General features: G+C 56.0%; 18 protein-coding genes. 3 read left to right on the top strand and 15 right to left on the bottom strand.

Annotated elements, in window-relative coordinates:
- Window positions 1–82: 82 nt before the first annotated feature.
- Entirely contained in the window at window positions 83–634 is a 552-nt protein-coding gene (locus tag ABEA92_RS24310; RefSeq protein WP_345687140.1) for a hypothetical protein, read from the bottom strand.
- Window positions 635–810: 176 nt separating this feature from the next.
- Between ABEA92_RS24310 and ABEA92_RS24305 the strand changes: the two genes are divergently transcribed.
- Window positions 811–2,565, top strand: coding sequence for a 30S ribosomal protein S1 (locus ABEA92_RS24305; RefSeq protein WP_345687138.1), 1,755 nt, complete (start codon window positions 811–813; stop codon window positions 2,563–2,565).
- A 187-nt stretch (window positions 2,566–2,752) separates the two neighbouring features.
- Here the strand turns inward: ABEA92_RS24305 and ABEA92_RS24300 are convergent, their stop codons facing one another.
- The 4 genes from ABEA92_RS24300 to araD form a co-directional block, all read right to left on the bottom strand.
- Window positions 2,753–3,808, bottom strand: a complete 1,056-nt coding sequence (locus ABEA92_RS24300; RefSeq protein ID WP_345687135.1) for a methyltransferase — start codon at window positions 3,806–3,808, stop codon at window positions 2,753–2,755.
- A gap of 32 nt (window positions 3,809–3,840) precedes the next feature.
- Window positions 3,841–4,548 (bottom strand): hypothetical protein, encoded by a 708-nt coding sequence (locus ABEA92_RS24295; protein ID WP_345687133.1) that lies wholly within the window; start codon window positions 4,546–4,548, stop codon window positions 3,841–3,843.
- An 82-nt stretch (window positions 4,549–4,630) separates the two neighbouring features.
- Entirely contained in the window at window positions 4,631–5,227 is a 597-nt protein-coding gene (locus ABEA92_RS24290; RefSeq protein ID WP_345687131.1) for a hypothetical protein, read from the bottom strand.
- A gap of 51 nt (window positions 5,228–5,278) precedes the next feature.
- Window positions 5,279–7,033: an L-arabinonate dehydratase gene (araD, locus tag ABEA92_RS24285; RefSeq protein ID WP_345687129.1), complete on the bottom strand. Its 1,755-nt coding sequence runs from the start codon at window positions 7,031–7,033 to the stop codon at window positions 5,279–5,281.
- Window positions 7,034–7,667: 634 nt separating this feature from the next.
- Between araD and ABEA92_RS24280 the strand changes: the two genes are divergently transcribed.
- A complete protein-coding gene (locus tag ABEA92_RS24280) occupies window positions 7,668–10,226 on the top strand; it encodes a dockerin type I domain-containing protein (protein WP_345687127.1) in 2,559 nt (852 codons plus the stop codon).
- 194 nt (window positions 10,227–10,420) lie between these two features.
- On the opposite strand, the gene ABEA92_RS24275 is transcribed toward ABEA92_RS24280, so the two are convergent.
- From ABEA92_RS24275 to accD, 6 genes are all read right to left on the bottom strand, one after another.
- Window positions 10,421–11,824 carry an NAD(P)/FAD-dependent oxidoreductase gene (locus ABEA92_RS24275; RefSeq protein ID WP_345687125.1) on the bottom strand — a complete coding sequence of 468 codons (1,404 nt, stop codon included), beginning with the start codon at window positions 11,822–11,824 and terminating at the stop codon, window positions 10,421–10,423.
- Between the two features lie 55 nt (window positions 11,825–11,879).
- Window positions 11,880–12,914, bottom strand: coding sequence for a proline racemase family protein (locus tag ABEA92_RS24270; RefSeq protein ID WP_345687123.1), 1,035 nt, complete (start codon window positions 12,912–12,914; stop codon window positions 11,880–11,882).
- Window positions 12,915–13,252: 338 nt separating this feature from the next.
- The gene (locus tag ABEA92_RS24265; protein WP_345687121.1) at window positions 13,253–13,462 is read right to left on the bottom strand and encodes a hypothetical protein; all 210 of its coding nucleotides are present in this window, start codon (window positions 13,460–13,462) and stop codon (window positions 13,253–13,255) included.
- Window positions 13,440–14,276, bottom strand: a complete 837-nt coding sequence (locus ABEA92_RS24260) for a hypothetical protein (RefSeq protein WP_345687119.1) — start codon at window positions 14,274–14,276, stop codon at window positions 13,440–13,442. The genes ABEA92_RS24265 and ABEA92_RS24260 overlap by 23 nt, the downstream gene beginning before the upstream one ends.
- A 282-nt stretch (window positions 14,277–14,558) precedes the next feature.
- Window positions 14,559–15,476: a serine/threonine protein kinase gene (locus ABEA92_RS24255; RefSeq protein ID WP_345687117.1), complete on the bottom strand. Its 918-nt coding sequence runs from the start codon at window positions 15,474–15,476 to the stop codon at window positions 14,559–14,561.
- A gap of 94 nt (window positions 15,477–15,570) precedes the next feature.
- Window positions 15,571–16,509, bottom strand: coding sequence for an acetyl-CoA carboxylase, carboxyltransferase subunit beta (gene accD, locus ABEA92_RS24250; RefSeq protein WP_345687115.1), 939 nt, complete (start codon window positions 16,507–16,509; stop codon window positions 15,571–15,573).
- A gap of 291 nt (window positions 16,510–16,800) precedes the next feature.
- Between accD and ABEA92_RS24245 the strand changes: the two genes are divergently transcribed.
- Entirely contained in the window at window positions 16,801–20,286 is a 3,486-nt protein-coding gene (locus ABEA92_RS24245) for a pyruvate carboxylase (protein ID WP_345687113.1), read from the top strand.
- A 309-nt stretch (window positions 20,287–20,595) separates the two neighbouring features.
- Here ABEA92_RS24245 and ABEA92_RS24240 read toward each other — a convergent pair whose 3' ends face one another.
- From ABEA92_RS24240 to ABEA92_RS24225, 4 genes are all read right to left on the bottom strand, one after another.
- On the bottom strand, window positions 20,596–20,985 hold the full coding sequence (locus tag ABEA92_RS24240) for a hypothetical protein (protein ID WP_345687110.1): 390 nt from the start codon (window positions 20,983–20,985) through the stop codon (window positions 20,596–20,598).
- A gap of 266 nt (window positions 20,986–21,251) precedes the next feature.
- Window positions 21,252–22,067 (bottom strand): ATP-grasp domain-containing protein, encoded by an 816-nt coding sequence (locus tag ABEA92_RS24235; protein WP_345687108.1) that lies wholly within the window; start codon window positions 22,065–22,067, stop codon window positions 21,252–21,254.
- A 67-nt stretch (window positions 22,068–22,134) separates the two neighbouring features.
- Window positions 22,135–23,580: a DUF1501 domain-containing protein gene (locus ABEA92_RS24230; protein WP_345687106.1), complete on the bottom strand. Its 1,446-nt coding sequence runs from the start codon at window positions 23,578–23,580 to the stop codon at window positions 22,135–22,137.
- Window positions 23,581–23,646: 66 nt separating this feature from the next.
- The gene (locus ABEA92_RS24225) at window positions 23,647–26,679 is read right to left on the bottom strand and encodes a PSD1 and planctomycete cytochrome C domain-containing protein (RefSeq protein WP_345687104.1); all 3,033 of its coding nucleotides are present in this window, start codon (window positions 26,677–26,679) and stop codon (window positions 23,647–23,649) included.
- Window positions 26,680–26,703 lie beyond the last annotated feature (24 nt).

Raw genomic sequence — 26,703 nt, 5'->3', positions numbered from 1 at the left:
CCGATTTGCCCTCCAACACGATTTTTATCGGAATTGTCGGGCGAGCGATTGACTCTGATTGCGAAATTTTTTTTCCGTTTTTTTACAGAGCGGCACAGTGAGCCATTAGCAGCTGCCATTCTTTCCACTGCACGTCCTGGCATTGGGCGTACCGAGGCGTCACCCCTCCCGCCGCTGACTCGCGTGTCGCCTCAGCACATTCGTCAACAAATTCTTCGGCAGTGCGGAATGGGTTGCCACCGATTTCGGCGAGCTGCGTGATCACCGGATGCTTGCCGACACGGCGGAACCAGTATTTGGCGTTACTGAAATCGCCTTCGCGACGATGCATGATCCCGTGCCAAAAACTGCCCTCTTTTTCGTCAATATCTTGGCTAATTCGATGGCTGCGGTCCAAATCACCCGCCAAAAGCCACAGCCCGCTGGTGCACAGTTGGGCCGCAAGCGGCGATGACGTATTGAGTGAACCGGTAATATCGCCACTGCGAAGCAGGGTTTGCAGTGCCGCCACGCCATCCCCCCCGCTGCGGGAACCATCACCCAGATCCGGCAGCGGCGCGTTTTGAATCGCCTCGATCAATTCGCTCGAGAATCCAGAAAAAGCCTTCGTGCAAAAGGAATCCAAGTTTGGCAAAACGTCGCCTCGCTGATCTGCAAATGGAATCGGATTTTGGGTTCAACAATGACCAGCAAGGCTACCGGGACGCCGTCTGGATTGCTAGACTGCGACACGGCGATGACGGCAACTTATTACAATAGCCTTCATCGTAATTTCCTCTTCGCTTCGCTCCTGCCCCCTGCAGAGACCTGATGACTAACGGCGACCCTTCGACTTCTTCTGACCTTCCCGTTTCTGACGCTTCCGCTGCATCGTCCCCCGCTGGGGCCGATCCCAAGCCCGCGACTTCCGATCCCGCCGCTGCGGCAGGCCCGACCGAACCGACTGCGAGTGCTGCGGAATCGAACACCTCGGATTCGAGTAACGCTGGCCCTAGTAGCGCGGACGCGGCGACCAAGCCTGCAGAGTCCCCCGCATCGGAAAGCGGTGCGGCGGAAACCGCTGCAGCATTGGGTACGCCTAAGTCGCCCGCAGCCGCTCCGTTGGCCGGAGCCGTTCGTGGTGCCGGCCCGCTGGCGTCCCGCGGCCTTGGGGTTGCCAAGCCTGCATCCCCCGCGGTGTCGCCGGAAAAACTTGCCGCCGCGACATCCGACGCTGCCAAGAAGCCGAAAAAGAAGCCCAAGAACCGCACACCTCGGTTGCCGGGTGATGACAAGCCCAAACCAACCTCGTCCGCTCCGGTTGCCGCCAAGAAGGTCGCCGTTCCCAATCGACGCGAATCGTTGTCGGCGGACCTGCAAGCCGAACTTGATGCCGAACTCGGTCTGGCCGATGTCGAATCGATGTTGGGTGGCAGTGCCGGCATGCCCGACCGCCGAGAACCGCTTGCCGAAGGCGCCCGCGTCCATGGCCGCGTATTAAAAATCAACGACGACACTGTCTTCGTTTCGCTCGGCGGTCCCGACGAAGGCGTTGTGCCGTTTGAGCAATTCACCGGCGAAGAACCTAAACCCAATGACAACATCGAAGTCATGGTGCGAGGTTTCAATCGTGAAGACGGCCTGTACGTGCTGACGCTGCCTGGTTCGGCAGTCGAAGTCAGCGATTGGGAAGACATCGAAGAAGGCACCGTCGTCGAAGCCGTCGTTACCGGTCATAACACCGGCGGACTCGAGTGCAAAGTTGGCAATATGCGTGGCTTTATGCCAATCAGCCAAGTGACCGAATTCCGTGTCGAAGATCTGTCCGAGTTTGTCGACCAGAAACTCGTTTGTATCGTTACCGAGTCGAACGAACGCCGCGGCAACCTTGTGCTCAGCCGACGCGCCGTGCTGGAGCGTGAGCGTGAAGAAAAACGCAAGGAACAGCTTGAGAAGATCGAAGTGGGCGACACCTTGGAAGGCATCGTTCGCAACGTCAAAGATTTTGGTGCGTTCGTCGACCTCGGTGGTCTCGAAGGCCTGATTCACGTCAGCAAGCTTAGCTGGGAAAGAATCAAACACCCAAGCGAAGTGATCCAAGAAGGCCAAATGGTCAAGGTCACCGTCGACAAGATTGACAAAGAAACCGGCAAGATCGGTTTGTCGTATCGCGATCTTTTGGAAAACCCGTGGGACACCGCTGAGGCAACCTTTGCCGTCGGCACGGTCCACAAGGGAACCGTAACTCGCACGGCGCCGTTTGGCTGCTTCGTCCGACTGACGGCGGGTGTCGAAGGTTTGGTCCACATCAGCGAACTGGCACACCATCGCGTTTCAAAGGTCGATGCGTTTGTCAGCCAAGGTGATGAGGTCGAAGTCAAGATCCTGAGCTTTGACCGCGATTCACAAAAGGTTGCCCTTTCGATCAAGGCGGCGCAAGCCGTTGCAGCGGATACCGATACCAAACCCGAAGTCGAAGAGGAAGAACCGCAGCGTGAAGTCGCCGTCAAACCGACTCACCAAGGCCCGCTTCGTGGCGGCAACAACACCGAATCGGGCGGCGAACGATTTGGTTTGCGTTGGTAAAAACGGGATTTCGTCCCCGTGGTTTCCCAAGGGAACGCCTGGGCGATACGTCTAGCGTTGTTGATTGATAGCGGAGCGGCGCGAGCCGCCCGGTAAAGGTCGGACGCTTTACTCGCTGCAATCCGGCAACTGGTGCCGCGAGCGCTGACCGAAAGTAGATAAAGTGGAACCGCGTCCGACGCGGCTGCTACGAAAGAACGCCTTCGATCACGCCACAGTGCACCAGAGTCGGCACTTTGGCCTTGGTCGCCAACCCAGCTTCGGTCATCCAAGAGCGATACTCTGCTTCGCTGTACGCACGGCCTTCGGTCAACGTGAACAAGGCCGCCGAGTACAGGGCGATCGGTAGCGGACCGTCGAGCGAATCATTCAAGAACACATCGTGGATGAACAACCGCCCGCCTGGCTTCAACGCGTCGACACAGCGACCTATCAGCTGTTTACACTCGGGCACGTCCCAATCGTGCAGGATATTCGACAGCAGCACCGCATCGACGTTCTTCGGCAATGGATCACTGAACATGTTGCCTGAGTGCAATTCCGCTCGATCGCTCACCCCGTAGGTCTCGGCGAACTCGCTCGCGACCTTCAACACGTCGGGCCGATCAAAAACGATCGCTCGCAGCCCAGGATGTTTTTGTAGCAACGCGTAGCTATAAATCCCTGTCCCCCCACCGAGATCCAAAATGGTCTTGGCGTCATCAATCGGCAACACATCGGCGAGTACCGGAGCCACGTTCTTGGCTCGCCCCGCGAGCGCCAACGTGAAATGTCGCGCTGATGCTTCGGCATCCATCGCGGACTTTGCTCCATCGCGATAGATGAACGCGGTCCCGGAATCACTATCGGACCCAAGCGGTTTGTTGCTCTTTAACAATTGGACCATCGACATCACGCCAGGCGATTGAGCCGCAAGTGATAAATAGTCACCACAATCCAAACGCGATCCGGGGACAAGATGCTCTGATGCCATCGCGGTCAAACCAAGCTTGCCATCGCGGAGATCAAGCAAATCCATCGCCCGCAGCGCGGTAACCAACACATTGGCCGGACGTGGATCGAGTCCCAATGCGTCACCAAGCTGCTCGAGCGTCATCGGCTGCTTTGACAATCGCCCAAATAGATCAAAATGGGCGACTGCCGCGGTCAACAACTCAGAACCATAGCTGCCGCGAAACAGTTCAAAGATCGGTGTAGGATCAACCAGCGGTGGCTGGATCGCGGATTCATACATGAGCAACATTTTTCAGAGAGCGAGAGTGATGGCAAGTGCGATTACGAAGGTGATTGCGGGGACGATTGCGAGGGCGACGTTGTGCCAAAGTAGCTATCGAGCGTTTCTTTAGCCAAATAACGACGTCCCCAAATCATCAAAAACAGTTTTAACAAGAACCATCCAACGATAAACACCATGCTAATGACGACTCCGATGGTGGAGAACCACGCCATCGTTTCGCCTCCCATCGCCCCATTTTGCTCACCCGCTATTTTCTGCATGTATTCTTGCGTGACGGGATACATTTCGAATTGAGTGAGCGAGTAGACCACAACCCGCACCACTTCAAAAAAGATCGCGACAAGCAGCGTTCGGCGAACCCAGCCTCGGCTCCACGCTTTGCCTTGAATCACCCCGATGCCACCTACAAACAGTGCAATTCCGATGGCCATCCCCGCAACGGCCAAGGCAAGATTGACGAAGTAATACTTGCCAAGCACCGCCATCATTTCTCGCTGCATCTCGCCTTGGATCTCTCCCGCAGGTCCTGACGGTGTGAACATCGACGCAAACCGTTCGGAGAACAGCGTGTTCGCCAAACTGCCAAGCGAACTTAAGCTCCCCAAAATTCCCGCGACAATACAGACGACGGCAATCACGGTGATCCCGGTGGGGCGAACGACCGCGACGTCGTGCACCAATTGAGCCTGAACATACGGATTGGCTTCGCTGGCGTCGCCCGCATGTTCGGAGGAAGGTTCATTCATGATGGTCGGTTCCCGTATTTTGATGTTTTCGCCCATGGGGCGGTGGACGTTGATCGACGCAGCTCAGCGAACGAGGCAACCGCTACGGCAGCGATAAAAACGCTTGCTGAATCTCACGCGCCGTGTGACCTTGCTCAGCAAATCGAAACGCATCGGTCACCGGACCATTGAGCAAGACGATCAAACCATAGATCGACAGCGCAATTTGCGTTGGTGCACAATAACACGTCAAACAAGTCAACATGCCCACGCACAGCGTGACAATCGCAAACGTGCGACTTTGAAACTTGATCACCCGTACGCCCGCCCAAATCGTGCACACGGCGATGGCCAACACACAAGCCGCAGTCAAGGCAAGCACGATCAACATGCCTAGTTCCATCTGTTGTGGCATCGGTGGCGGGTTGGCTCCCTGTTTTATCGCATCTTCGCGAATGCTGCGAAATAACATCGGCATCGCAAACGCGTACCCGCCCAACACCAGCGCCATCAACGTGATGAACACGCCTTGCACGATCATCAACACGCCGACGATCGGGATCTGGCCGACCATTCCACGTGAATGCACCTCAGACAACTGAACCGCACCGGCACTGCCGATCGAAGCCGCCGACAACGAGGGAGTGTAGGGATTCGATTCGCTCGAGGGACGTGCGAACGGGTTAGATTCATCGCTCATGACGGTCTCGCAAGGGAAAATGTCGGATTCTTAATCGGGGCGACCGGGGCACTAAAAGATATCAGGTTCTGCGCCAGGCGTGCGACCGACCAAAAAGTCAAAATCACATCCCTTGTCGGCCTGCATCACATGTTTTGCGTACAGATGCAGATAACCACGATTCGCTAATGCTTTCGCTTCGGGATGCTGCTGCAAACGCCGCTCGATCTCGTCGTCCGAAACATGCCAATGAATTCGTCGTGCCGGAATGTCGATTTCGATCTCGTCACCGGTTTGCACCAGCGCCAACGGCCCTCCTGCCGCACTCTCGGGTGCAATATGAAGAACGCATGTCCCATAGCTGGTTCCGCTCATTCGCGCATCGCTGATCCGCACCATGTCACGCACCCCTTGCTGCAACAGTTTTTTCGGAATCGGCAACATGCCCCATTCAGGAAACCCGGGTGCGCCCAACGGGCCGGCGCTCCGCAGAATCAACACGCTGTCGGCCGTGACGTTGAGCTCAGGATCATGAATCCGCTGTTTCATTTCGGCGTAATTGTCGAACACCACCGCGGCCCCGCGGTGGCACTGCAAACGTGGCTCTGCCGCGAGCGCCTTGATCACGCAGCCGCTGGGCGCCAAATTGCCTCGCAACACCGACGTCCCACCGGCTGGCGATAACGGGTTTTCACGCGAGCGAATCACGTCGCTGTCGATCACTTCGGCATCCGCGATCTGCGCACCTAGACTCGTTCCGCTGATCGTTTGACACGATAGGTCGATCAAATCGCCAAGCTCTTTCAACAGCGCCCGCAATCCACCGGCATGATAAAAGTCTTCCATCAAGTATTTACCTGCCGGCCGCAGATTCCCGAGGACGGGGGTGATTCGCGACAGTTCGTCGAATCGCTCTAGCGTCAACTCGATCCCCAACCGGCCTGCGAGCGCAATCAGATGCACGATGGCGTTGGTACTGCCGCCGATCGCCAACGAGGTGACCACGCCGTTTCGGATCGATTGTTCGGTCAAAAAACTCGATGGCGTACGTTTGTCCCACGCCATCCGGACCGCTTGGCGTCCCGTGGCCACAGCCAATCGAGAATGTTCGGCTACCACGGCCGGCACGTTTGCCGCACCGCCGAGCGTGAACCCGAGTGCTTCGGCGATACACGCCATCGTGCTAGCCGTGCCCATCGTCATGCAGGTTCCTGCCGATGGTGCGATGCAGTTTTCGATGCAATTCCAATCGCGATCACACACGTTTCCGGCTAACCGTTCGTCCCAATACTTCCAGACATCGCTACCACTACCCAGCGTGACGTCTTTCCATCTCGCTTTTAACATTGGGCCGGCTGGCAGAAAGACCGAAGGCACATCCGCACTGATCGCCCCCATCAACATCGCTGGAACCGTCTTGTCACAACCTCCCATCAAAACCGCGGCATCGATCGGGTGACATCGCAAGACCTCTTCGACCTCCATCGCCAACATGTTGCGATAGAGCATCGTGGTCGGCTTCATCATCATTTCGCCCAGCGACATCACTGGGACTTCAACCGGAAAACCACCACTCTGCAAAATCCCGCGGCGTACTTCGTCCGCGCGGTTGCGAAAATGCGAATGACACGTGTTCAAATCGCTCCACGTGTTCAAGATCGCAACGACCGGTCGGCCTTGGTAGTCAATGTCGTCAAACCCCATCCCTTTCAGCCGCGAGCGATGGCCAAAGGACCGCATGTCGTCTGGGCCAAACCAACGGTACGAACGAAGCGTTGTAGGGTCGCGATCTTGCGGAGCATCCGCAGCAGAATTCGAAGAGGTCATGGGGAGATCAGTCGATTCGAAATGGAGGGGAAACGAGCAGAGTCGAAACGGAGGAAACGAAGGAGGGGGGCGGCCACGAGCGATCTTTCAAAAGGGAAAACCGATCCACGGCCGATGGAACGGACACAATTTACCAGCTCGACACTCTGGTGCGGAATCGCCAACGATGAACCGCCGCGTCAGCGTGGCTCGATCCATTGGCCAGCGGCCCAACCCAACCTGCCATACACAGGGTCCACGAGCATGAATGACGATGAAATGCTATCACGAGAACGCTTTTTCGGTTAGCGGATCCCCGCCGTTTTTGTCGCCGCCGGATGAATGAGCACGCTCTTTGCATTTGCCCACGATCGCCGTCATTTGTCGGATTAACGGCAAGATTGTCAGTCGAGGATGTTCTTTCGCACGAAACTACGGTTGCGTTCACCGCCATCGAAGGGGTACCTGAAATCTTGGACGTAACGTTCAATAGGGGCGAAGATTCCCAGGATGGCTGTGGTGCAACGCCCCAAGCGGCAATCCGGCATTGAATTTCCCATGTTTCAAAAAATATTGGCGTCATCAGAGCTTCCGCGCGGTCAATCGCTCGACAAGGAAGTCGCCATTGGGCCTCTCTTTTCTACCCATCTTCGCTATGTTCAAACCTGCCACCCAAGCAATCCTGGCTCGCATGGCCACCGTTGTGTTTCCAAGCGAACGTGGCCGCGCTCAGCCTGATGCGGGGCGACCTCAGGGTCGAAGACGCCGTCGCAGCGCTTCACGTCTGATCCGTTATCAAACGCTCGAAGACCGCCGGCTATTGGTTGCCGAGGGCGATCCGTTTGAAATCATTCGCAACGTCGATACGACCGGACTGCTCGGAAACGTCTCGGCCCAGATCCGCTGGGGGGATGGAACGCAATCCGCCGCTGCGGTCAATTCGCAACCAGCCACTGGCGGCTTGAAGATTCGCTTTGACTATTCGCTCGACTCATCGGGATTTTTCTCGGGGGCGAATCAGTACCGCCGAGAACTGCTGCAGCTTGCTGCCGATTCGATTGTCCGTCGTTTTTCGGATCAGCTCGATGCGATCACCCCAAACGCCGCTGGAAAGATGGAGTGGATCGCCAATTTCACGAACCCATCGACCGGCAATTCAACGCTCAACAGCAATGGGACGGCCCGCGATGCCGTTGCCCAGAACTTGAGAGTCAACGCAAACGAACTCGTCATCTTTCCTGGCGCCCGCGACTTGGCTGGCAATGAACGAGGTCGCGGCGGTCCTGGTGGCTTCGCTTTTCCCAGCGTCGGGTCGATCACGCCCGAGCAGCTAGCGAACATCAACGCGTTTCGTGACACCGTTCAATTCCGTGGGGAAAGTGGTGCCAAAGCTTCGCCGGCAACCGATTTCGGACCATGGGGAGGATCGGTCGCCTTTGACAACAATGGAACCAATTGGTATTTCGGCAAAGACATTGACGGCATTCAGCCGGGACAAACCGATTTCATCACCGTCGCGATGCACGAATTGACGCACGTGTTGGGGTTTGGCAACGCGGGAATCAACAAGGCCTGGAGCACTTACACCAGCGGAAACAGCTTCACAGGTGCCAAAGCGAACGCGGCTTATGTGGGTTCGGGCAATCCGCCGCTTGACCAAAGTTTCCACTGGGCCAATTCGATCCTGGATACCAACAATCAAGCGACGCTGATGCGTAGCTCGCTGAGCAACGGCGAGCGACAAATGATTACATCGCTCGATGTTGCGGCATTGGACGACATCGGTTGGACGTTGGTGGGATCGACCGTTACGGTGTCCGCCAACCACGTCTATGGCGACAACGGAAGTTTTCCGGTCGAGATCGTTTTGACCGGCAGCGGACTAGGCGAATTGGTCATCCCGGTGACGACGGCATCGATTAGTAACGTGAAGCCGACGCTAACGGTCGCCGCGAACCAAAGCGTCGTCGTCAACACGCCTCTTACCATCACCAACATTGGATCGATCTCGGATCCTGCTAGCAGCGATACGTTTACCTACACGGTCGACTGGGGTGACGGAAGCAACGTCGTTTCGGGCGTTGCAACAATCGATCAAACCGGCAATGCCACACGTCCGACGCTGGCCTCGTTTGACGGCACGCACACTTATGCCGCTGCGGGCAACTTCACCGTTGTTGTCCGCGTCGAAGACGGCGACGGCGGGGTTGACCAGAAAACGTTTAGCGTTTCGGTCTCATCGCCTCCAAAGCTTTCGCTTGCACTAAACCAATCCTCGATTTTGGAAAACAGCGGAAGCGCTGCCGAATTGACGATCACCCGGTCAGGCCCGGCCTCGAGCAGCCCGCTGACGGTTTCATTGAATTCAACGGACGCCAGCGAAGCCACCGTCCCTGCGACTGCTGTCATTCCCGCCAATGCAACTTCGGTCAAAGTTCCTGTCGCGGCAGTGGACGACGCCTTGCTTGACGGCGACCAATCGCTCCAGTTATCGGCGTCGGCCGCTGGAGTGGATCCAGGCGTGATCGATTTGCTGGTCAAAGATCACGAGACGCTTAGCGCCAGCTTCACCGCCGATTCGGTTCACGAAGACGCATCCAATACCGTGCAGCTGCGGATCACCCGCAGCAACAGTGACGTATCGCAAGCGTTGCCGATTCAAGTCAGTGGTGGCAATACAAATGAATTGGGCTTTGATGGTGCATTGGTCATCCCGGCGAATCAAACAAGTGTGCTGATCAACGTGGTCCCCGTCGATGACGATGATCCCGAATCATCCGAGCAATACAGCTACACGTTCGCGGCAAGCGGCTATGTTGCGGATTCTGCGACGATTGAGTTAGTTGATGACGAAGCTCCGTTGTTTCAAAACGCAGAAAATCGATTTGATGTGGACGGCAACGGGATTGTAACCGCAGCTGATGCGTTGGTCGTCATCAACGCGTTGCAGTTTCGCAACGGAAACGCGCTGCTCGACCCTGATACTGAACAACCGAGCGACGACGGCTATTACGACGTCAACGGCGACTATCGAATCACTCCGCTTGATGCACTGAATGTCATCAACGAACTGAATCGGATCGGCAGCGGAGAAAGCGAGGGCGAAGGGGAGCGTGCACCGGCCATATTTGCCCCTATTCAAGTGGATGCTCTGATCCGCGATAATGAGCTCGACAAAAACCAGGCCATCGGCGCAGAGGGTTTGCTGTTCTAAAAACGCTAGAAAACGCGAAAAGGGTGCAGTAAACCGTCACTGGCGTCACGCCGCCCCCCTTCCTACAACCTGCACCCTAACATGATCTCGCTGATTATCTCCGTCACCTCCCTCGTACTCATCCTGACCAGCATGGGGCTCCTTTGGTTTTGGTTTGTGCGGCGAGAAGATGAGCCCCGCGACAAATAGTCGCTCTAAGCGATAAAACGCTCCGCTTGATAGGGCCGCGTTTGGATGCTGGTCGGTTCGCCCGAGACCAACTCGGCAATCATACGGCCGGTGGCGGGCGCCATGCTCAGCCCTAGCATGTTGTGTCCGCACGCCAAGAAGACGTTTGAGAATCCTGGGCAGCGTCCAATGATCGGAGTGCTGTCGTACGTCATCGGACGCCATCCGTACCAGGTTTCAGAGAACGATTCAGGCAGTTTGCACTTCAGGTAGTCCGCCGCGGCCTGGGTCAGCAACCCGAGACGTTTCTTGGAGATCGCCGAATCATAACCGATGAACTCCATCATCGATCCCAAACGCAGCTCAGAACCCCACGGTGTCACCGCCACCTTTCGCTCGGGCAAAATCATTGGCGTGCGAGGACAGCCCTCAGGCCGCGGCATCGTGATCGAATAGCCCTTGCCTGGCTGAATCGGTGCACGAAAACGAAGGATCTTCTCTAACAGCGGTGTCCAGGCGCCAGTGGCAATCACCACATGATCCGCCGTGACTTGCTGTGACGACAGCGACACACGTGTCGCATTACCGCCCGATTCTTCGATCGATTCGAGCGATTGATTTTCGACAAACGCTACCCCGCGGCTCTGCAGCGAATCACGCCAAGATGCGACCAAGCGTGCCGGCCGCAAATGGGCATCATGTTCGAAATACCAAGCCCCCGCGACATCCTCTTGCAAACCGGGCTCAAAATCCAATAGCTCACTCGCCGACATTCGCCGCGCCGGTTCATTAAAATCACGACGCAGCATCTCATCGATCGGTGCGTACGCTTGAAACGCATGCTGATTCTTATAGACGAACAACAATCCTTGCTTGGTCCATTCACAATCCAATTGGTAATCGCGAATCAAATCACCGTACAGCTGCATCGACTCGGTCAACAGCGGATGAATCGCATGCCCCGATTCAATCCAATCCGTCTCGTTACAGCGACGTGAGAAGTTCCACAACCATTTCCACAGATGGAGGTTCAGCCCCGGCCGAATCCGCAGTGGTGGATTCGGTTTTAACATCGCTTTGATGGTTGAGAAAATCGCCCCCGGTTCAGCCAGTGGCAACGCATGACTGGGGCTGACGTAACCACAATTGCCGTGCGAGCAGCCACCGCCAACACGGCCGCGGTCAATCACCGTCACACGATAGCCACGCAGATTCAAGTAGTGGGCACATGCGATACCGACGACTCCGCCGCCGACGATGGCGACATGCTGAGACTCACCTGCGGACGCGGCAATTCGCTGGCCCTGAACGTGTTGGCCTGAGATGGGCTGGCCTGCGTTGGGCTGGCCCGGCTCGTCTTGGCCAGCATTGTGCTCTGGCAGTTGGTGCTGCGACGAACTGGACGGATCAGGCACGTGTTTGGCGGTCATAAGTACCGAACGGTCAGATGGGCAGCGGATGGACTCGGCGGTTTACGAAGCACGTTTACACCGGGATCCCGTACCGAAATGCATCGTCCGGGTCGAGCAACAATTGGCTTTCGGCGGTCACCGAAGCTTCGCCCGTGACACTCGGTACGATGATCCCTGCACTGGCTGCCACGGAATCGTCCACAGTTTGCTTGGGGTCGAGCCCAATGTTGCCGAGCTGCTTGATTTCTTCATCGGTAGCCAAGCGATAGTTGGCCTCGAAATAGGTCCCGATGATACTTTCTTGGTGCCATCGTTCTCCGGCAGCCAGTTCACCATCGGCAGCCAAACAGGCCAACTTAACACTCGTGCCGGTACCACATGGTGATCGGTCCCATTGGCCGCCGGGACAAAGCACAAAGTTGCGACCGTCGTTGGTCTCTGAATCCCAATACAACTCGATATGGTCAATCACCTTGCCGCCATGGCCGGTGATGCCTTGGTCATCCAAAGCTTTGCGGATCGCTTTGGTAAATGCCAACAGTTCATCGAGATGTTGCGGACGAATCTGAGCCGACTCGCTGCGAACCAAAAAGAACCAATTGCCGCCCCAGGCGATATCTCCAACGACTTGGCCAAACCCTGGCACCTCGACGGCCACCGCTTTGCGATAGCGATAGCTCGGAACATTTTCGACCGTGACGCGGTGCATGTCTTCATCCAATTCGAAACCGATCACGCCCACCGATGTTTCGAGCTGATGATACCCGGGCCCGATGCGGCCGAGATAGGCAAGCGTTGCCGCGACGCCGATCGCACCGTGACCACACATCCCTAGGTACCCGGTGTTATTAAAAAAGATCACTGCGCCGGCGAACTCGGGATTGGTGGGCTTACACAGCAGGGCGCCCACCAACACATCACTTCCTCGTGGTTCATTGATTACCGCCGTGCGATAGTGATCGAATTCTTTGGCAAAACGCTGCTGACGCTGAATCAACGTCCCTTTGCCAAGATCGGGACCACCCGAAACGATCGTCCGTGTGGGTTCACCGCAAGTGTGAGAATCAACCGTCGAGATACGCTCGACTTTCGGAGCAGAGACTTTCATGAGAGAGATATTGTATGGCAAACAATCAAGGTTTCAGTCCATTCACGCGAACGTTCCAATCGAGCTGGGGACGTAAGCGTGAAGCCACGCAAAATGCAATGGCTAAGCAACTATGTTTGCAACAAAATCATCGCGCCACAAGTCTCCACGGCGCAGAATCATCGCCGCTGTCGCAGTCCCACCCATTCTTCCCAGCCATCGTCATGGATAGCGTGCGAGAACAGGGGGGACGGAGGCTGTAAGTCTCGTGAAGATGTTGGTCGCGATTGCAGCACCGGGCAGAGTTGCGGGGACGCAAACGCCAATGGCTTTTTCAAACCAACTCGCCGATCGATGCTTTAAGCCAGTGCGGTTGTGCGATCAACCGGCACTACCATCGCGCCAGGTTGAGCGCTGTTGGTGCGATAATAATCGGGTGCCCAGCGGCCCAGTTCGACGTACATTGCGATGACCGCAACGAGCATGAACAACATCGCGAGAATCAAAATGACGGTGTAAACACTGGGTGGCTGTTTACGTGGTTTCTCAGTCGAGGGTAGTGTCGACACGGTCGCCCTCCTGGATAGTGCCTTGGCTGAAGTCGGGCAGGATTTCCGCGACCGCTCGGTCAGGTTCAATTTTCAACACACGGACCTTGCCAAGGTAGCGGCCCTGTCGACTGATTTCGAGATGATGACCTGATCGCAGCCCATCATCGTATCCAATCGAAACTTCGACCAGTTTCTTAGGACGGTTGATCACCAAAACGGTGCCGTTGCGATCCGGAGGCGATCCATCGAGGGGTTCGTTGATATCGATCCCCTTGGCATCGACGACCTCTTTGTAACGGGTTACTTGGGCCATCAATTGATCGTTCCGCTCGCTTTGGATCTGAACAATCCCACGCAACCGGTTCATTTGGTCGGTCAATTTCAACGTTTGCGTAAACAGCGTGTCGCGGTCTTCTTGTTCCTTGCGAATCTGTTGCCGCAATCGATTTGCTTCGGCCGTCAACTCTTCGAGCTGCAAAGCACGGCTGCGATCGGTTTGAGCAAAGACGGTGTTTTGAGCTTCTTTTTGCTGATAGCTCTCTTCCCGTTTTTGCAGTTGGTCTTTCAATTGGTCCAACTGAGTCGTCAACGCTGCCAATGCGGTTCGCCGCGCGGCTTGTTCACGAGCCAAGGCAGCTTCGACGCGTTGCTGCGTATCACGAAGCTGCTCGTTGGTTGATTCATAATCTTGAATTTGTTCTTTCAGTCCACCCGGGCCTGTCACCACGTCCCGCCAATTGCGGTGCGATGCGTTAACCGCCAAAGCCAAAACCATGAAGGTCAAGCTGAGGATGAGAATGATGACTGAGAACGACTTCCCAAGTAGGGTCATTGCGAAAATTCCGTATACGTTCCGACCGACAAGAGATCCCCGACGAAAAAGAGATCCAGCGACACGATAGGCGGGTGAATTGATCCAATGTCAATTCATCAACGCTGGCACGCTCTGATGGACGAGTCGCGAAAGGCACGCTTGACTCGACCAGTGAAGTATAGTTAGCCAATAAATAGAGTGTCAACGAAAACGTTGTTAAAACAGGTAAACCGAACCTGGATTAACAGTCGGGGCGGTTTGTACCGTTTTTTACGGTATCAATTCCCTCCCCCAACCGGCCTAGTAGTCGAGTCCTTCGAGCGATTTAATCGCTTGTAGGAACTGATCCATGCTTGCCGTTCGCTTCTCGACGTTCGGCTGCAACGCGCCCATGATCGCCCGCGATAACCGTGGCTCGATCTCAGGGCACCGCTCCAACAGATCCTTCGGCGGCGAGGTATCGTGGTGCAGAGCTGCCTTTCCGTTCACTACATCTCCCTGCCATGGATGCTCGAAACAGCACAGGCAGTAACAGGTGATTCCGAACGAAAAAATGTCGACACGAAAATCGGTCGCTCGACGACGGACGATTTCAGGCGACATGTAGAGCGGTGTCCCCGTGCGATTCCCCGGCGCCATGAAGTGACGCGTTGCAGGCACGGTCAAGCCAAAATCGATGAGCTTGAGGCCGCTGAAATCGGGAAAACAAATGAAATTGCGAGGGCAAATGTCGCGATGGATGAAGCCGCGTGAATGGACGTAGCGAATCGCTTCGGCCATCTGGCGAATCAATCCCATCCGATTGCCCTTCAAGTTCGCTTCTTGGCGATTGACGATCACATGCTGCAAACTGGGGCCTTCGACATACTCCATTACCAAAATGGGTTGCCCCTTGCTGGTCACCCCGGCTTCGTAGGTTTCAACCACGTTGGGGTGTTTCATTCCCAACGCGATCTCTCCTTCACTTGGCTTTTTCAGCCCTTTGAAACGGGCTTCAAACTGCTCCATTTTCTCAATGTCAAGCAATTTGACGCCAACGGTGCGTTTGTGCTCACGATCGTTGGCGACGAAGAAATTACTCATCGTGCCGGTGGCACTGGTTCGCATCCGGTCAAAACGTAGCTCGACGTTTATTCGCGCGTTGGCTTTTAGATTGGCCTTTGCTCCGCCATTGGAACCGGAATTGAATTTAGCCTTGAGCGAATCAAATAGCCCCATAGGTCACGTGAGCATTTGGAAACAGGAGAAAAGGGAAATAGCGCCGTCGGTTTCGAAATCGCCGTCTTCAATGGACTACGTTTCTTCTGAAAACCTACTTTCCACAATAGTCAATTGCGCGAGCAATCTCCGTTTTTAGCGATTTTCGTGGCACGATTCGATCGATGTAACCGTGCTCCAACAGAAATTCGCTGGTCTGGAACCCTTCGGGCAATTCGATCCCGATGGTCGCCTTAATTGTTCGCGGCCCGGCAAATCCGATCAACGCTTTGGGCTCGGCAAAGACCAAATCTCCTAACGAGGCAAAACTGGCGGCAACCCCGCCCATAGTGGGGTTCGTGAGAACACTGACAAACAACCCGCCCGCTTCGTCATAGCGTGCCAACGCGGCGGACACTTTGGCCATCTGCATCAGCGAAAGGATCCCTTCGTGCATTCGGGCCCCCCCACCACTGGCGCTAATGATGATCAGCGGCAGGTCATGTTCGGTCGCAAATTCGATCAAACGAGTCAACCGCTCACCGACCACCGACCCCATGCTTCCCATGATGAACGCACTGTCGGTGACCGCAAATGCGACCCGGCGAGCGCGAACCATTCCGGTACCGGTCAGCACGGCATCGCTGAGCCCGGTCCGTTTCTGTTCCGAAACCAGCCGATCGGAATACTTGCGTCGATCCGAAAACTCGAGCGGGTCCGAAGACCGCAAATGCTCGTTCATCGGCTCGAAGGTTCCTTCGTCCAACACCTGTGCGATACGTTCGGTTGCGGAGACGTAGAAGTGGTATTCACACTTGGGACAAACGTTTAGCCGCTGGGCCACCTCTTTCTTGTAGACCGACGCACCGCAACCGGGGCATTTCACCCACAATCCTTCGGGAACGCCCCGTTTTTTGGGCGGTGCCGCCTTGTCCACGCTCTCTTGGCCGGTTGAAGCATCCGCAGCCAAAATCCCTTCGGATTGCGACGGGGCAGAGGTCACCGACGAATTGGGTTCATCGGTCTTGGAAGGGGTCGAATCAACGCTTGCCATGCTATTTCGGACCATACTGTCTTGGGGATCAACAATTTCAAAGTCGGAATCGAACCTTCACCTTAGCCGATTTTTCCAATTTGTGCTCCCTCAAATTCTAGTCGCTTGTAGTCAAATGCGGGACATGGCCCCCCGCACCCCTCATGACCCCAAGTCCCGGTTTCGCTAAATTGCAGTCTACTCAACTTGACGCTCCAAACGCACCGCTTGGAAAAGCGGGTGAAAAATTGGCTGCTGCGGATAATTGAGTCGAAACCCGCCCCCCCTTCCTCTTCTTTCGACGACACGATCATGACGATTCGACCGGTACGTAAACTCCTTGTCGCCAATCGCAGCGAAATCGCGACCCGAGTCTTCCGCAGTGCAACGGAACTTGGAATTCGCACGGTAGCGATTTATTCCCACGAAGATCGTTACGCACTGCACCGCTTCAAGGCGGATGAGGCGTATCAGATCGGCGAACCCGGCGAACCGATCCGCTCGTACTTGAACATCGAAGCGATCGTCGACTTGTGTAAGAAGCATGACGTCGATGCGGTCCACCCGGGTTATGGATTCCTGTCGGAAAACCCCGAGTTCGCCCGGGCACTGGAAAACGCCGGCATCTTGTTTGTCGGCCCCAGCGTCAATTCGCTGGAGCAGCTCGGGGACAAAACCGCCGCACGCAAGATCGCCGAGGCGGCCCAGGTGCCGGTCTTGGGAGGCAAGAACGAAGCGCTCTCTAGCGTCGATGAAGCACTCGAAATCGCCGACTCGATGGGCTACCCCGTGATCTTGAAAGCATCCAAAGGAGGCGGCGGACGCGGAATGCGGGTCGTCAATTCGGCAGACGAATTGCCGGCGGCACTCGAAGCGGCTCAGCGTGAAGCGAAAACCGCGTTCGGCAGCGATGAAGTGTTTGTCGAGCGGTTCGTTCAGCGAGCGCGTCACATCGAAGTCCAATTGCTCGGCGACCGACACAACAACTTAGTTCACCTGTGGGAACGTGACTGCAGCGTTCAGCGGCGACACCAAAAGGTCGTCGAAATCGCACCGGCTCCGAACTTGAGTAGCGACATCCGCCAAGCGATGTGCGAAGCGGCAATCAAAATCGGCCGCGCCGTCGGCGGGGACTCCAGCGGCTATGAAAATGCCGGCACCGTCGAATTCCTTTACGATGTTGACGCAAAGCAATTCTTCTTTATCGAGGTCAATCCTCGCATCCAAGTTGAACACACGGTGACCGAAGAAGTCACAGGGATCGACATCGTTCGCAGCCAAATCTTGGTCGCCCAGGGCTATCCGCTCGATAGCGAAGAGGTGGGATTGTCGTCGCAAGACGCGATTCACACCAGCGGGTTTGCGATGCAGTGTCGCGTGACGACCGAAGACCCGAGCAACCAATTCCGTCCCGATTACGGCCGGATCAGCCATTACCGCAGCGCCGCCGGGCTGGGGATTCGCTTGGACGCCGGCAGCGCTTTCAGCGGCGCGGTGGTCAACCCGTTTTACGATTCGATGTTGGTGAAAGTCACCGCACGGGCTCCCTCGCTGGCCTCGGCTGCATCACGCATGAACCGCTGTTTGCACGAATTCCGCATTCGTGGCGTGAAGACGAACATCCCGTTTTTGATCAAGATGATCAACTATCCGGCGTTCTTGGCCGGCGAGGCCACGACCCGTTTGATCGACCAAACGCCGTCGCTGTTTGAATTGCCACGCCGCCGCGACCGAGCGAGCAAGTTGTTGGCGTTTCTGGGGGAAACGATCGTCAACGGCAACCCGCTTGTCGTCGGACGCCCTGTGGCAACACGCCGCGAACCGGCTCCGGTACCGCAACTGAAAAAACTCGCGGAACTGCCCGGCAAACAGTTACCCGAAGGAACCAAGGACATCTTTCGCCGCGAAGGTGCCGAGGGACTTGTCAAATGGGTTCAGAATCAAAAAGGATTGCTGTTTACTGACACCACGATGCGAGACGCGCATCAATCGTTGTTGGCCACGCGAGTGCGAACGTTTGACATGTTGCAAATCGCACCAGCGTACGCCCAGCTAACGCCCCAATTGTTTTCACTGGAAATGTGGGGCGGAGCCACGTTTGATACTACGATGCGATTCTTAAAAGAATCTCCGTGGCAACGCCTCGCCGACTTGCGTGAACAGGTCCCCAATATCCTGACTCAAATGTTGCTGCGAGCCAGCAACGCGGTGGGCTACACAAACTATCCCGACAACGTCGTGCGTTTGTTTGTACGCGAAGCCGTGCAAGCAGGGATGGACGTTTTCCGTGTTTTCGATGCACTCAATTGGCTCGAAAACATGAACGTGGCGATGGACGCGGTGTTGGCCGAAGGCGGGATCTGCGAAGCATCGATCTGTTACACCGGCGACCTGCAAAACCCACGTCGCACCAAGTACGACATCAAGTACTACGTCGAACTGGCTAAACAGCTGGAAAAACGCGGTGCCCATTTGTTGGCGATCAAGGATATGGCCGGACTTTGCAAACCGGCGGCGGCGGTCCAGTTGATCCGTGCGTTGCGAGAAGAAATTGGTATCCCGATCCATTTCCACACGCACGACACCGCAGGCATCCAAGCGGCAACCATCCTGGCTGCCGCTGGCGAAGGCTTGCAGATTGCCGACGCCGCACTCGCACCGCTTTCCGGCGGAACCAGCCAAGTCAACTTGAACACGTTGGTCGAAGCGCTTCGCGATACCGATCGCGAGTCTTCTCTATCGACCGAGGCGTTGACGCAGTTGGCAACATATTGGCAAGCCGCACGCGAATTTTACTTGCCCTTTGAAAGCAGCGTGTTGCCCGCTACCGGCGACCTCTACGAACACGAAATGCCGGGCGGACAATACACCAACTTGTATCAACAAGCTCGTGCGTTGGGGCTATCCGATCGCTGGGCCGAAGTATGTAAAGCCTACGCCGGCGTGAATCGCTTGTTTGGTGACATCGTCAAAGTCACCCCGACCAGCAAAGCGGTCGGCGACATGGCGCTGTTCTTGGTTGCTAACGAGATGTCAGCCGAAGACGTTTTGACGGCTGACAAATCGCTTGCCTATCCTGCCAGCGTGATTGATTTGATCGGCGGACGGATGGGACAACCGCCAGGCGGATTCCCCGACGAAGTCATCAAGATCATCTTGGGTGACCAGAAACCGGTTCTCAATCGTCCCGGTGATTCGATGCCTGACGCCGACGTCGCTGCCGCTCGGGCGGCGGCCGCCAAGTTGACCGGCGATCCTGAAAACGACCGCGCCGCCGTCACGCATCTGCTGTACCCAAAGGTGTTCGAGGACTTTGCTAAACACCGCAACACGTATGGCGACGTCGATCACATTCCGACGCCTAACTTTTTCTACGGACAAGAACCGGGCGAAGAAATCGCGGTCGATATCGAACCGGGTAAACGCTTGATCGTCAAATTCCTCGCCGTCGGAGTGCCTCATCCTGATGGGACGCGGACTGTTTTCTTTGAACTGAACGGTCAACCACGCGAAGTGTCGATCCTCGACAAATCGCTCGAACCGAAAGTCAAAGCGGCGGTCAAGGCGGACCCCAACGATCCTGGCCAAGTCGCCGCCAGCATGCCGGGTATGGTGATTACCGTCGCTGCAGCCGAAGGCGACAAGGTCAAAGAGGGCCAGAAATTGATGGTGCTCGAAGCGATGAAGATGGAAACCACGATCAACGCGCCGGTCAGCGGAACGATCGCCAGCATCCAAACGCCTGCAGGCACGCAAGTCGAAGCGGGCGATTTGTTAGCGACGATCACGGTCAAGTAGCCGAAGTCCTATCAGCCATCTAGAAGTTGCGTGATTGCCGTTTTTCCCGGCAAATCACAACCCGACGCGTCAGTTTCTAGGTTGCTATTTTTGTGCCGGAGGCTCTTTGTGGAATAGCCTTGGACTTTGGTCCAAGGTTAGCGGTTCTGAAATTGGCACCCCGTCGCGGAGCGACGTTCTGTGGCGAACGATTAAGTCACAAAACGTCCCGTTGGGACTCGATTGATACTGGCGAAAGTCATCGGACTAAAGTCCGAGGCTATCGAAATATGTCGCTCCGCGACAGCAAATAGCACAACTTCAAAAAATTCAGCTCCCGGGCTTCGGTCGCTCGAAGCCCCACGATGCGGCCATCGCATCGGCCGCTTCTTCGATGTCAGTGATCTCGCCCCACCCCCCGTTGCGAAGATAGGCATGAGCGAATTCGTGCGCGATCACGTACCATGCAAACGTTTCGGGTGCATCGGCTAGTTTCAATCGCAGCACCACGCAGCGACTGGTTTTTCCAGCATCCCCTGGCGCGGGCATCAAGAACGACCACCCCACCCCCGGTTGATAGTTGTCAACCGTGACCTGGAAGCGATGGTCGTCCAAAAAATCTTGTTGCACTTCGGCCGGCAATCGCTCAAGGACATGCCGCACCCGGCGCAGCAAGACCGGGTGATCCGAAAACGGGGCAAGGTAGGGGGCGAAACGCATCAATCAACCGGTCTTCGTTTTGAACCAAGGAATGTCGTGGCGAGCATGAGATTCGCATCTTACCCTGCCGGACTCAATTTGTTTACCTGAAGGGCTTTGCCCGCGATGAAAGCCAACGCAGTGAAGCATTTGCGGGTAGGGCCCCTCCCCGGCAAGGTGGCCATTCGCAATTGGACGACTATCATCCGCCGAACCACTAAGCCGGTGCTCTGCTTTGCTGCGGTCCGGCCTGCATGGATCTGCCCCCCTCTTCCTCTTAGCAAACATCAGTAGGCTGCAACCGCTGCCTCGTAGGCGGGCAGCGCCTCGTTGATGAACAATGCCATCGTCGCGCCAAAACGCGGATTGATCTCCAGCAACTTGATTCCGCTGCCGTGCGGTTTGTAATCGATACAGCAAACGCCCTCGTAGCCAATCGCTCTCAACATCTCTTCGAAAAGGCCGGTGTAAGGGGAATGGTCTGACGTCTGACGCTTTACCGGTTTGCCATGTCGTCCTTTGACATACACCCCCGGCGGAAAGAAATATTTGCAGGTGCGGCTAAAGACAACTTGCCCCTTCGCAATGACCAGATGGGTAGCAAATTCTTCTTGTCCACTGATATGCTCGAGCGTGAAATGCGATTCTGCATTCAACAGCGTTTCTAATTCGCGTTCATCGTCGGAGTTTTGGATGATGAAGGTTCCATCGCCAAATCCAGAAACACGTTTCTTCACGACATACGGATACTCAAATCGACAGCCCGTCGCTGGCATGTGCTCGCCAAAACCATACTGAGTCAACCGATGAATCAATGCTTGTTTGTCATCGCACAATTCGATCACCTCGGTACTCGGCACGATCGCCTTTTGGCCATGAAGTGAGCGGTGGTGCAGGTTAAAGTACTTTTCGTCACGCACCGTCAGCGGAAAAAGCAAATCAAAACGCCGGACATTGACGTCGGACAGGTTGTAGCAGAACGGAACGTAATCCCGTAACGATTGGCCAATCGCGTTGTTCCAGTCGTGTTTGCGTGAAAACAACACCGATGGCTTTCGCTGAATTCGGCAGGTCGCCAATCGATATTGATCCGTCCATTTCATCCACGCACGATAGCAAGAAGAATCTTTTTGCTAAACATCCTGCACACGGGATTTTTAGCAAGATCCCCTACGCCAACAATTCTTTGACCGGGTGGTGCTCTTCGACGCCCGTAAGTTTGACGTTCAGTCCGCGAAAATTGACGCTCAGCCGTTGATGATCCAGTCCAAGGCAGTGCAGGATCGTGGCTTGGATGTCATGCACATGGACCGGTCGCTCGGTGATGTTAAATCCGAGTTCATCCGTTGCGCCGAGCGTGATTCCTGGTTTGATCCCGCCGCCTGAAAACCACATCGTGAACGCTTGCGGATGATGGTCGCGCCCCATGCTGCGTCCCAACGCGGCACTCGATTCGACCATCGGTGTTCGGCCAAACTCGCCGCCCCAGACGACCAACGTTTCGTCCAGCAATCCACGCTGCTTCAAATCCTGGATCAACGCGGCACAGCCTTGATCGGTCGCGGCACATTGCGACTTTAGCCCGCCGGCGACGTTGCTGTGGTGGTCCCATCCCGAGTGGTAAACCTGGATAAAACGCACGCCTCGCTCTGCCAAACGGCGAGCAAGTAAGCAGTTGTTAGCAAACGATTTGGACGCATTGCCAGGCTCGGCACCGTACATCGCAAGCGTCTCAGCCGACTCGCTTTGGAAATCCATCAACTCAGGAGCCCGCGTCTGCATTCGATACGCCATCTCGTACGAACGAATCCGGGTTTCGATTTCAGGATCAAACACCACCGATTGGCGTTTCTGATTCATCTTGCGAATCAGATCGAGCGAGTCTCGCTGAGCCTGCGTGTCGAAACCGGCTGGGTTGGTGACATTTAAAATCGGATCGCCCGACTCGCGAAAAGGAACGCCTTGATGCGAACCAGGCAAGAATCCGCTGCCCCACATCGCCGCTCCGCCACTCAAGTTGCCGCCACTTTTTAGCACGACAAACGAGGGCAGATCGTTCGCTTCGCTGCCAAGCCCATAGCTCAACCAAGCTCCCATGCTCGGTCGCCCCGGCAACTGATTGCCGGTATTGAACAACAATTGGGCCGGGGCGTGATTGAACAGATCGGTGGTGCATGATTTTACGAACGAGATGTCATCGACGACTTTGGACAAATAGGGCAAGCGATCCGATAGCTCGGCGCCGCTTTCGCCATACTTGGCAAACGGGAACTGTGGCCCCAGTACCGCCGCATCAGGTTGGATGAACGCGTAACGTTGGTTACCGATCACCGACGGTGGGATCGGCTGTCCGGCGAGTTCAGCCAGTTTGGGTTTGTTGTCAAACAAGTCGAGTTGGCTGGGTGCCCCGGCCATGAATAAAAAGATCACCCGTTTGGCTTTGGCAGGAAAGTGAGTCGGACGCACCGAACTCGGTTGCGACACGTCATCTTGCCCGGCCAAAGCATGCTTCGCTCCGCCAGCGATCAGTGATGCGAGTGCCATTTTGCCAAGTCCGACACCACAATCTTGGAAAAAATGGCGGCGGGTTGGATCGGGTCGTGAGTGAGAATTCATTGCTTTTACCATGGAATGCCAAACGGCGTATTGGCTCGAATAAAGATCGATTGACCGAGCGTTTGGTTAGGGGCGAGTGACGGCTTCGTCGAGGTTCATGATCACCCGAGCGACCATCGACCAAGCCGCGAAGTCGGCAGACGCATTCTTGTCGCCCCCGATCTCTGCCGCGATGAGCTGACCGGAAACCAGCCGTTGCTTCTGAGCATCGAAGTACGCCGTCAACATCTGCGTTTCCTCGATCGTGGGCGGTCGTGTCAAAATTCGGCGAAACATCGACGTTGCGATCTCTGTTGGGGAATCGTTTGCATCTTCACTGGTCTGCTTCGCCAACGTCTGTTCCGCCAACGCTCGGGCCATCTCAAAATACATCTCGTCATTCAAAACCGTCAGCGCTTGCAGCGGCGTGTTGCTGCGGTTTCGCTGTGGGATACACTCTTCGCCGGTCGGGGCATCAAACACGGTGTAGGCGGCAAATGCCGCGGTCCGCTTTTTGAACGTATAAATCGAGCGGCGATACCGATCAGCGTCCTTGGCGGTGTTCCATTTAAAATTGCCATACGCCAACTCCGTCACACTCGGAGGCTGCGGCGGAAACACACCGGGACCGTACATTTTCTCTGACAGCAATCCTGATCCCCGGAGCATGATGTCGCGAACCGTTTCGCCATTGACGCGGAAACGTGCACCGCGGGCAAGCAGTCGATTATCAGGATCCATTTGGACTAGTTCGGCTGTCCCTTTGGAATCTTGACGATAGGTCTCGCTCATCACGATCCATTTGTGCAACTGCTTGATCGACCAACCGTTTTCGATCAACTCGACGCTTAACCAATCGAGCAATTCGGGATGCGTCGGCGGTTCGGACTGGACGCCAAAATCGTCGCTGGACCGCACCAACCCCGCACCAAACAGTGACCGCCACGCCCGGTTGACGGTCACCCGGGCGATCAAGGGATTGGCGTCACTGACGAGCCAGCGGGCCATCTCGAGTCGATTCTTCGGCGAACGCTGCTCGTCCTCAACGAACACGCTCAGCATCCCCGGACTGACTTGTTCCTTCGGACTGAGGTACTCACCGCGATGATGACGATAGGTCGGGCGTGGATGATCCGCTGGGCGTTCTTGCATCACCAACGTGGTCGTCGGCTCCGGCAACTTCGCTCGCAACGAATCGATCGGTTTACGTGCCTCGGCCAATAGCGGAGTGGTACGCAAAAACTCGCGTCGCAGCACCTCGCTTCGTTCTTTGTCGTCCTCCGCTGAGGCAAGGATCGTCTCAGCGGACTCGGACAGCTGGCTCGCAACTGCATCGGGCTTGCTGGTAACCGCAAAGCGAAAACGCCCCAGACTCGCCACATAATGGCGTTCAAACAGCAACTTGATACGAAGTTCGCCGGGCGTTTCAATTGGCTGCTGCAGGTTCATCACCAAATGCAACCGTTCACCTTTGTGATTGCCAGGTTGCCAGCCCGTCGATCCATCACCATCAAAAACGTTATCAGGACGGACTTTGGAATTGCCGTCGTTGGTGGTGCGGTAATTGTGCGTGACCTCACCAAAATTCAGCGGGGCATCGCCGAGCGTCGCATTCAATTCGCTCACAAAGAAGTCGCCCTTGCGGCCTTCGTAGAACGCCAAACCAGGACCATGCTCCGGCAGCCGATCATCCGGTAATGCTTCGAGCCGGATCGCGGTGATGGGCAAATCGCTTTGCTGAATCGTGAACGTCAACTCGTACTCGTCACGCTTGGTGGTGTCGCCGCTGGCAAAGACGCTGCCGTCATCGAGCAACTCGAGCCGCGGCAAATTCGATTTCATCTCCGTCGGCGTGATGACTTGCCATGGCGTCGCGACCGCTTCTTGACTGCGAATCCACTTGGCGAATTCACTTTCGAAAGTTGCCGATGCATCATCGCCGATCGGAAAGACGTCCGCCAACTGAGATTCAAGTCGCTCGATTTGATCGAGTGTTTCGCGTCGCTGTTGTTCCACCGTAGGATCAGGGATCGCATAGTCGGGTTCGTCGGCATTGTTCAACAGTGCCATCAACCGAAAGTAATCGGTGTGCGTGATCGGATCGAATTTGTGTGTGTGGCACTGCGCACAACCGGTGGTCAAACCGAGCCACACAACACCGGTCGTTGCCACGCGATCGACCATCGCAAGGTAACGATACTCAAGCGGATCGATCCCGCCTTCTTCATTGAGCATCGTATTGCGATGAAATCCGGTCGCGATCAAATCATCGGGACTTTTGCGAGGCAACAAATCGCCAGCCAACTGTTTGATCGAAAACTCGTCGTAGGGCATGTCTTCGTTGAGCGCCCGGATTACCCAATCGCGGTAAGGCCAAATCGAACGCTCGCGATCTTTCTCGTACCCGTTGGTGTCGGCGTAACGAGCGAGATCCAGCCACGGCAAAGCCCAGTGCTCACCATAGCGAGGCGATTGCAGCAGTTCGTCAACCAGAGCTTCGTAAGCATGCGGGTCGGTCGAGGAAACAAATGCATCCGCTTGCTCCGGCGTCGGCGGCAGTCCGATCAAATCGATGTATAACCGACGCACCAACGTCATCCGGTCGGCTTCGGGCGAGGGCGAGATTCCTTCGCGAGCCAAACGGTCCAGCACGAAGGCGTCGATCGCGCCGCGTGCCCAGCCAGATTGTGTCACGGTCGGCACGGCGGGCCGCGTCGGCGGGGTGAAGGCCCAATGTTTATCGTACTTCGCGCCGCTTTGCACCCAATCGCGAAGCAATTGTTTCTGTTCGGGTTTGAGCGTTCCTGCATGCGGCGGTGGCATGACCTCGTCTTCGTCGGAAGAGAACAGCCGCCGCACCAATTCGCTGGCGTCCGGATCGCCTGGTTCGATCACGCCGTGTTCGATCGCGGCTTCGTCAACATCGAGCCGCAAATCGGCTTCGCGATGTTCCTCATCGGGGCCGTGACAAGCAAAACACTGCGACGCCAGCACGGGACGCACCTCTCGATTGAACGAGATTTCATCGTCGGCGTTCACTCGGGCGGCAGTACCTACGACGCTGCAAACCAAAGCAAGCAGGACGCGGTGGACAAGGTGGGGGGAGGGGTGGGACTTCATGGATGTATCATAGTCGATGCCAAA

Source organism: Novipirellula caenicola, assembly GCF_039545035.1.
Classification (GTDB): Bacteria; Planctomycetota; Planctomycetia; order Pirellulales; family Pirellulaceae; genus Novipirellula; species Novipirellula caenicola.
This window is presented reverse-complemented; position numbering and strand designations above follow the sequence as displayed.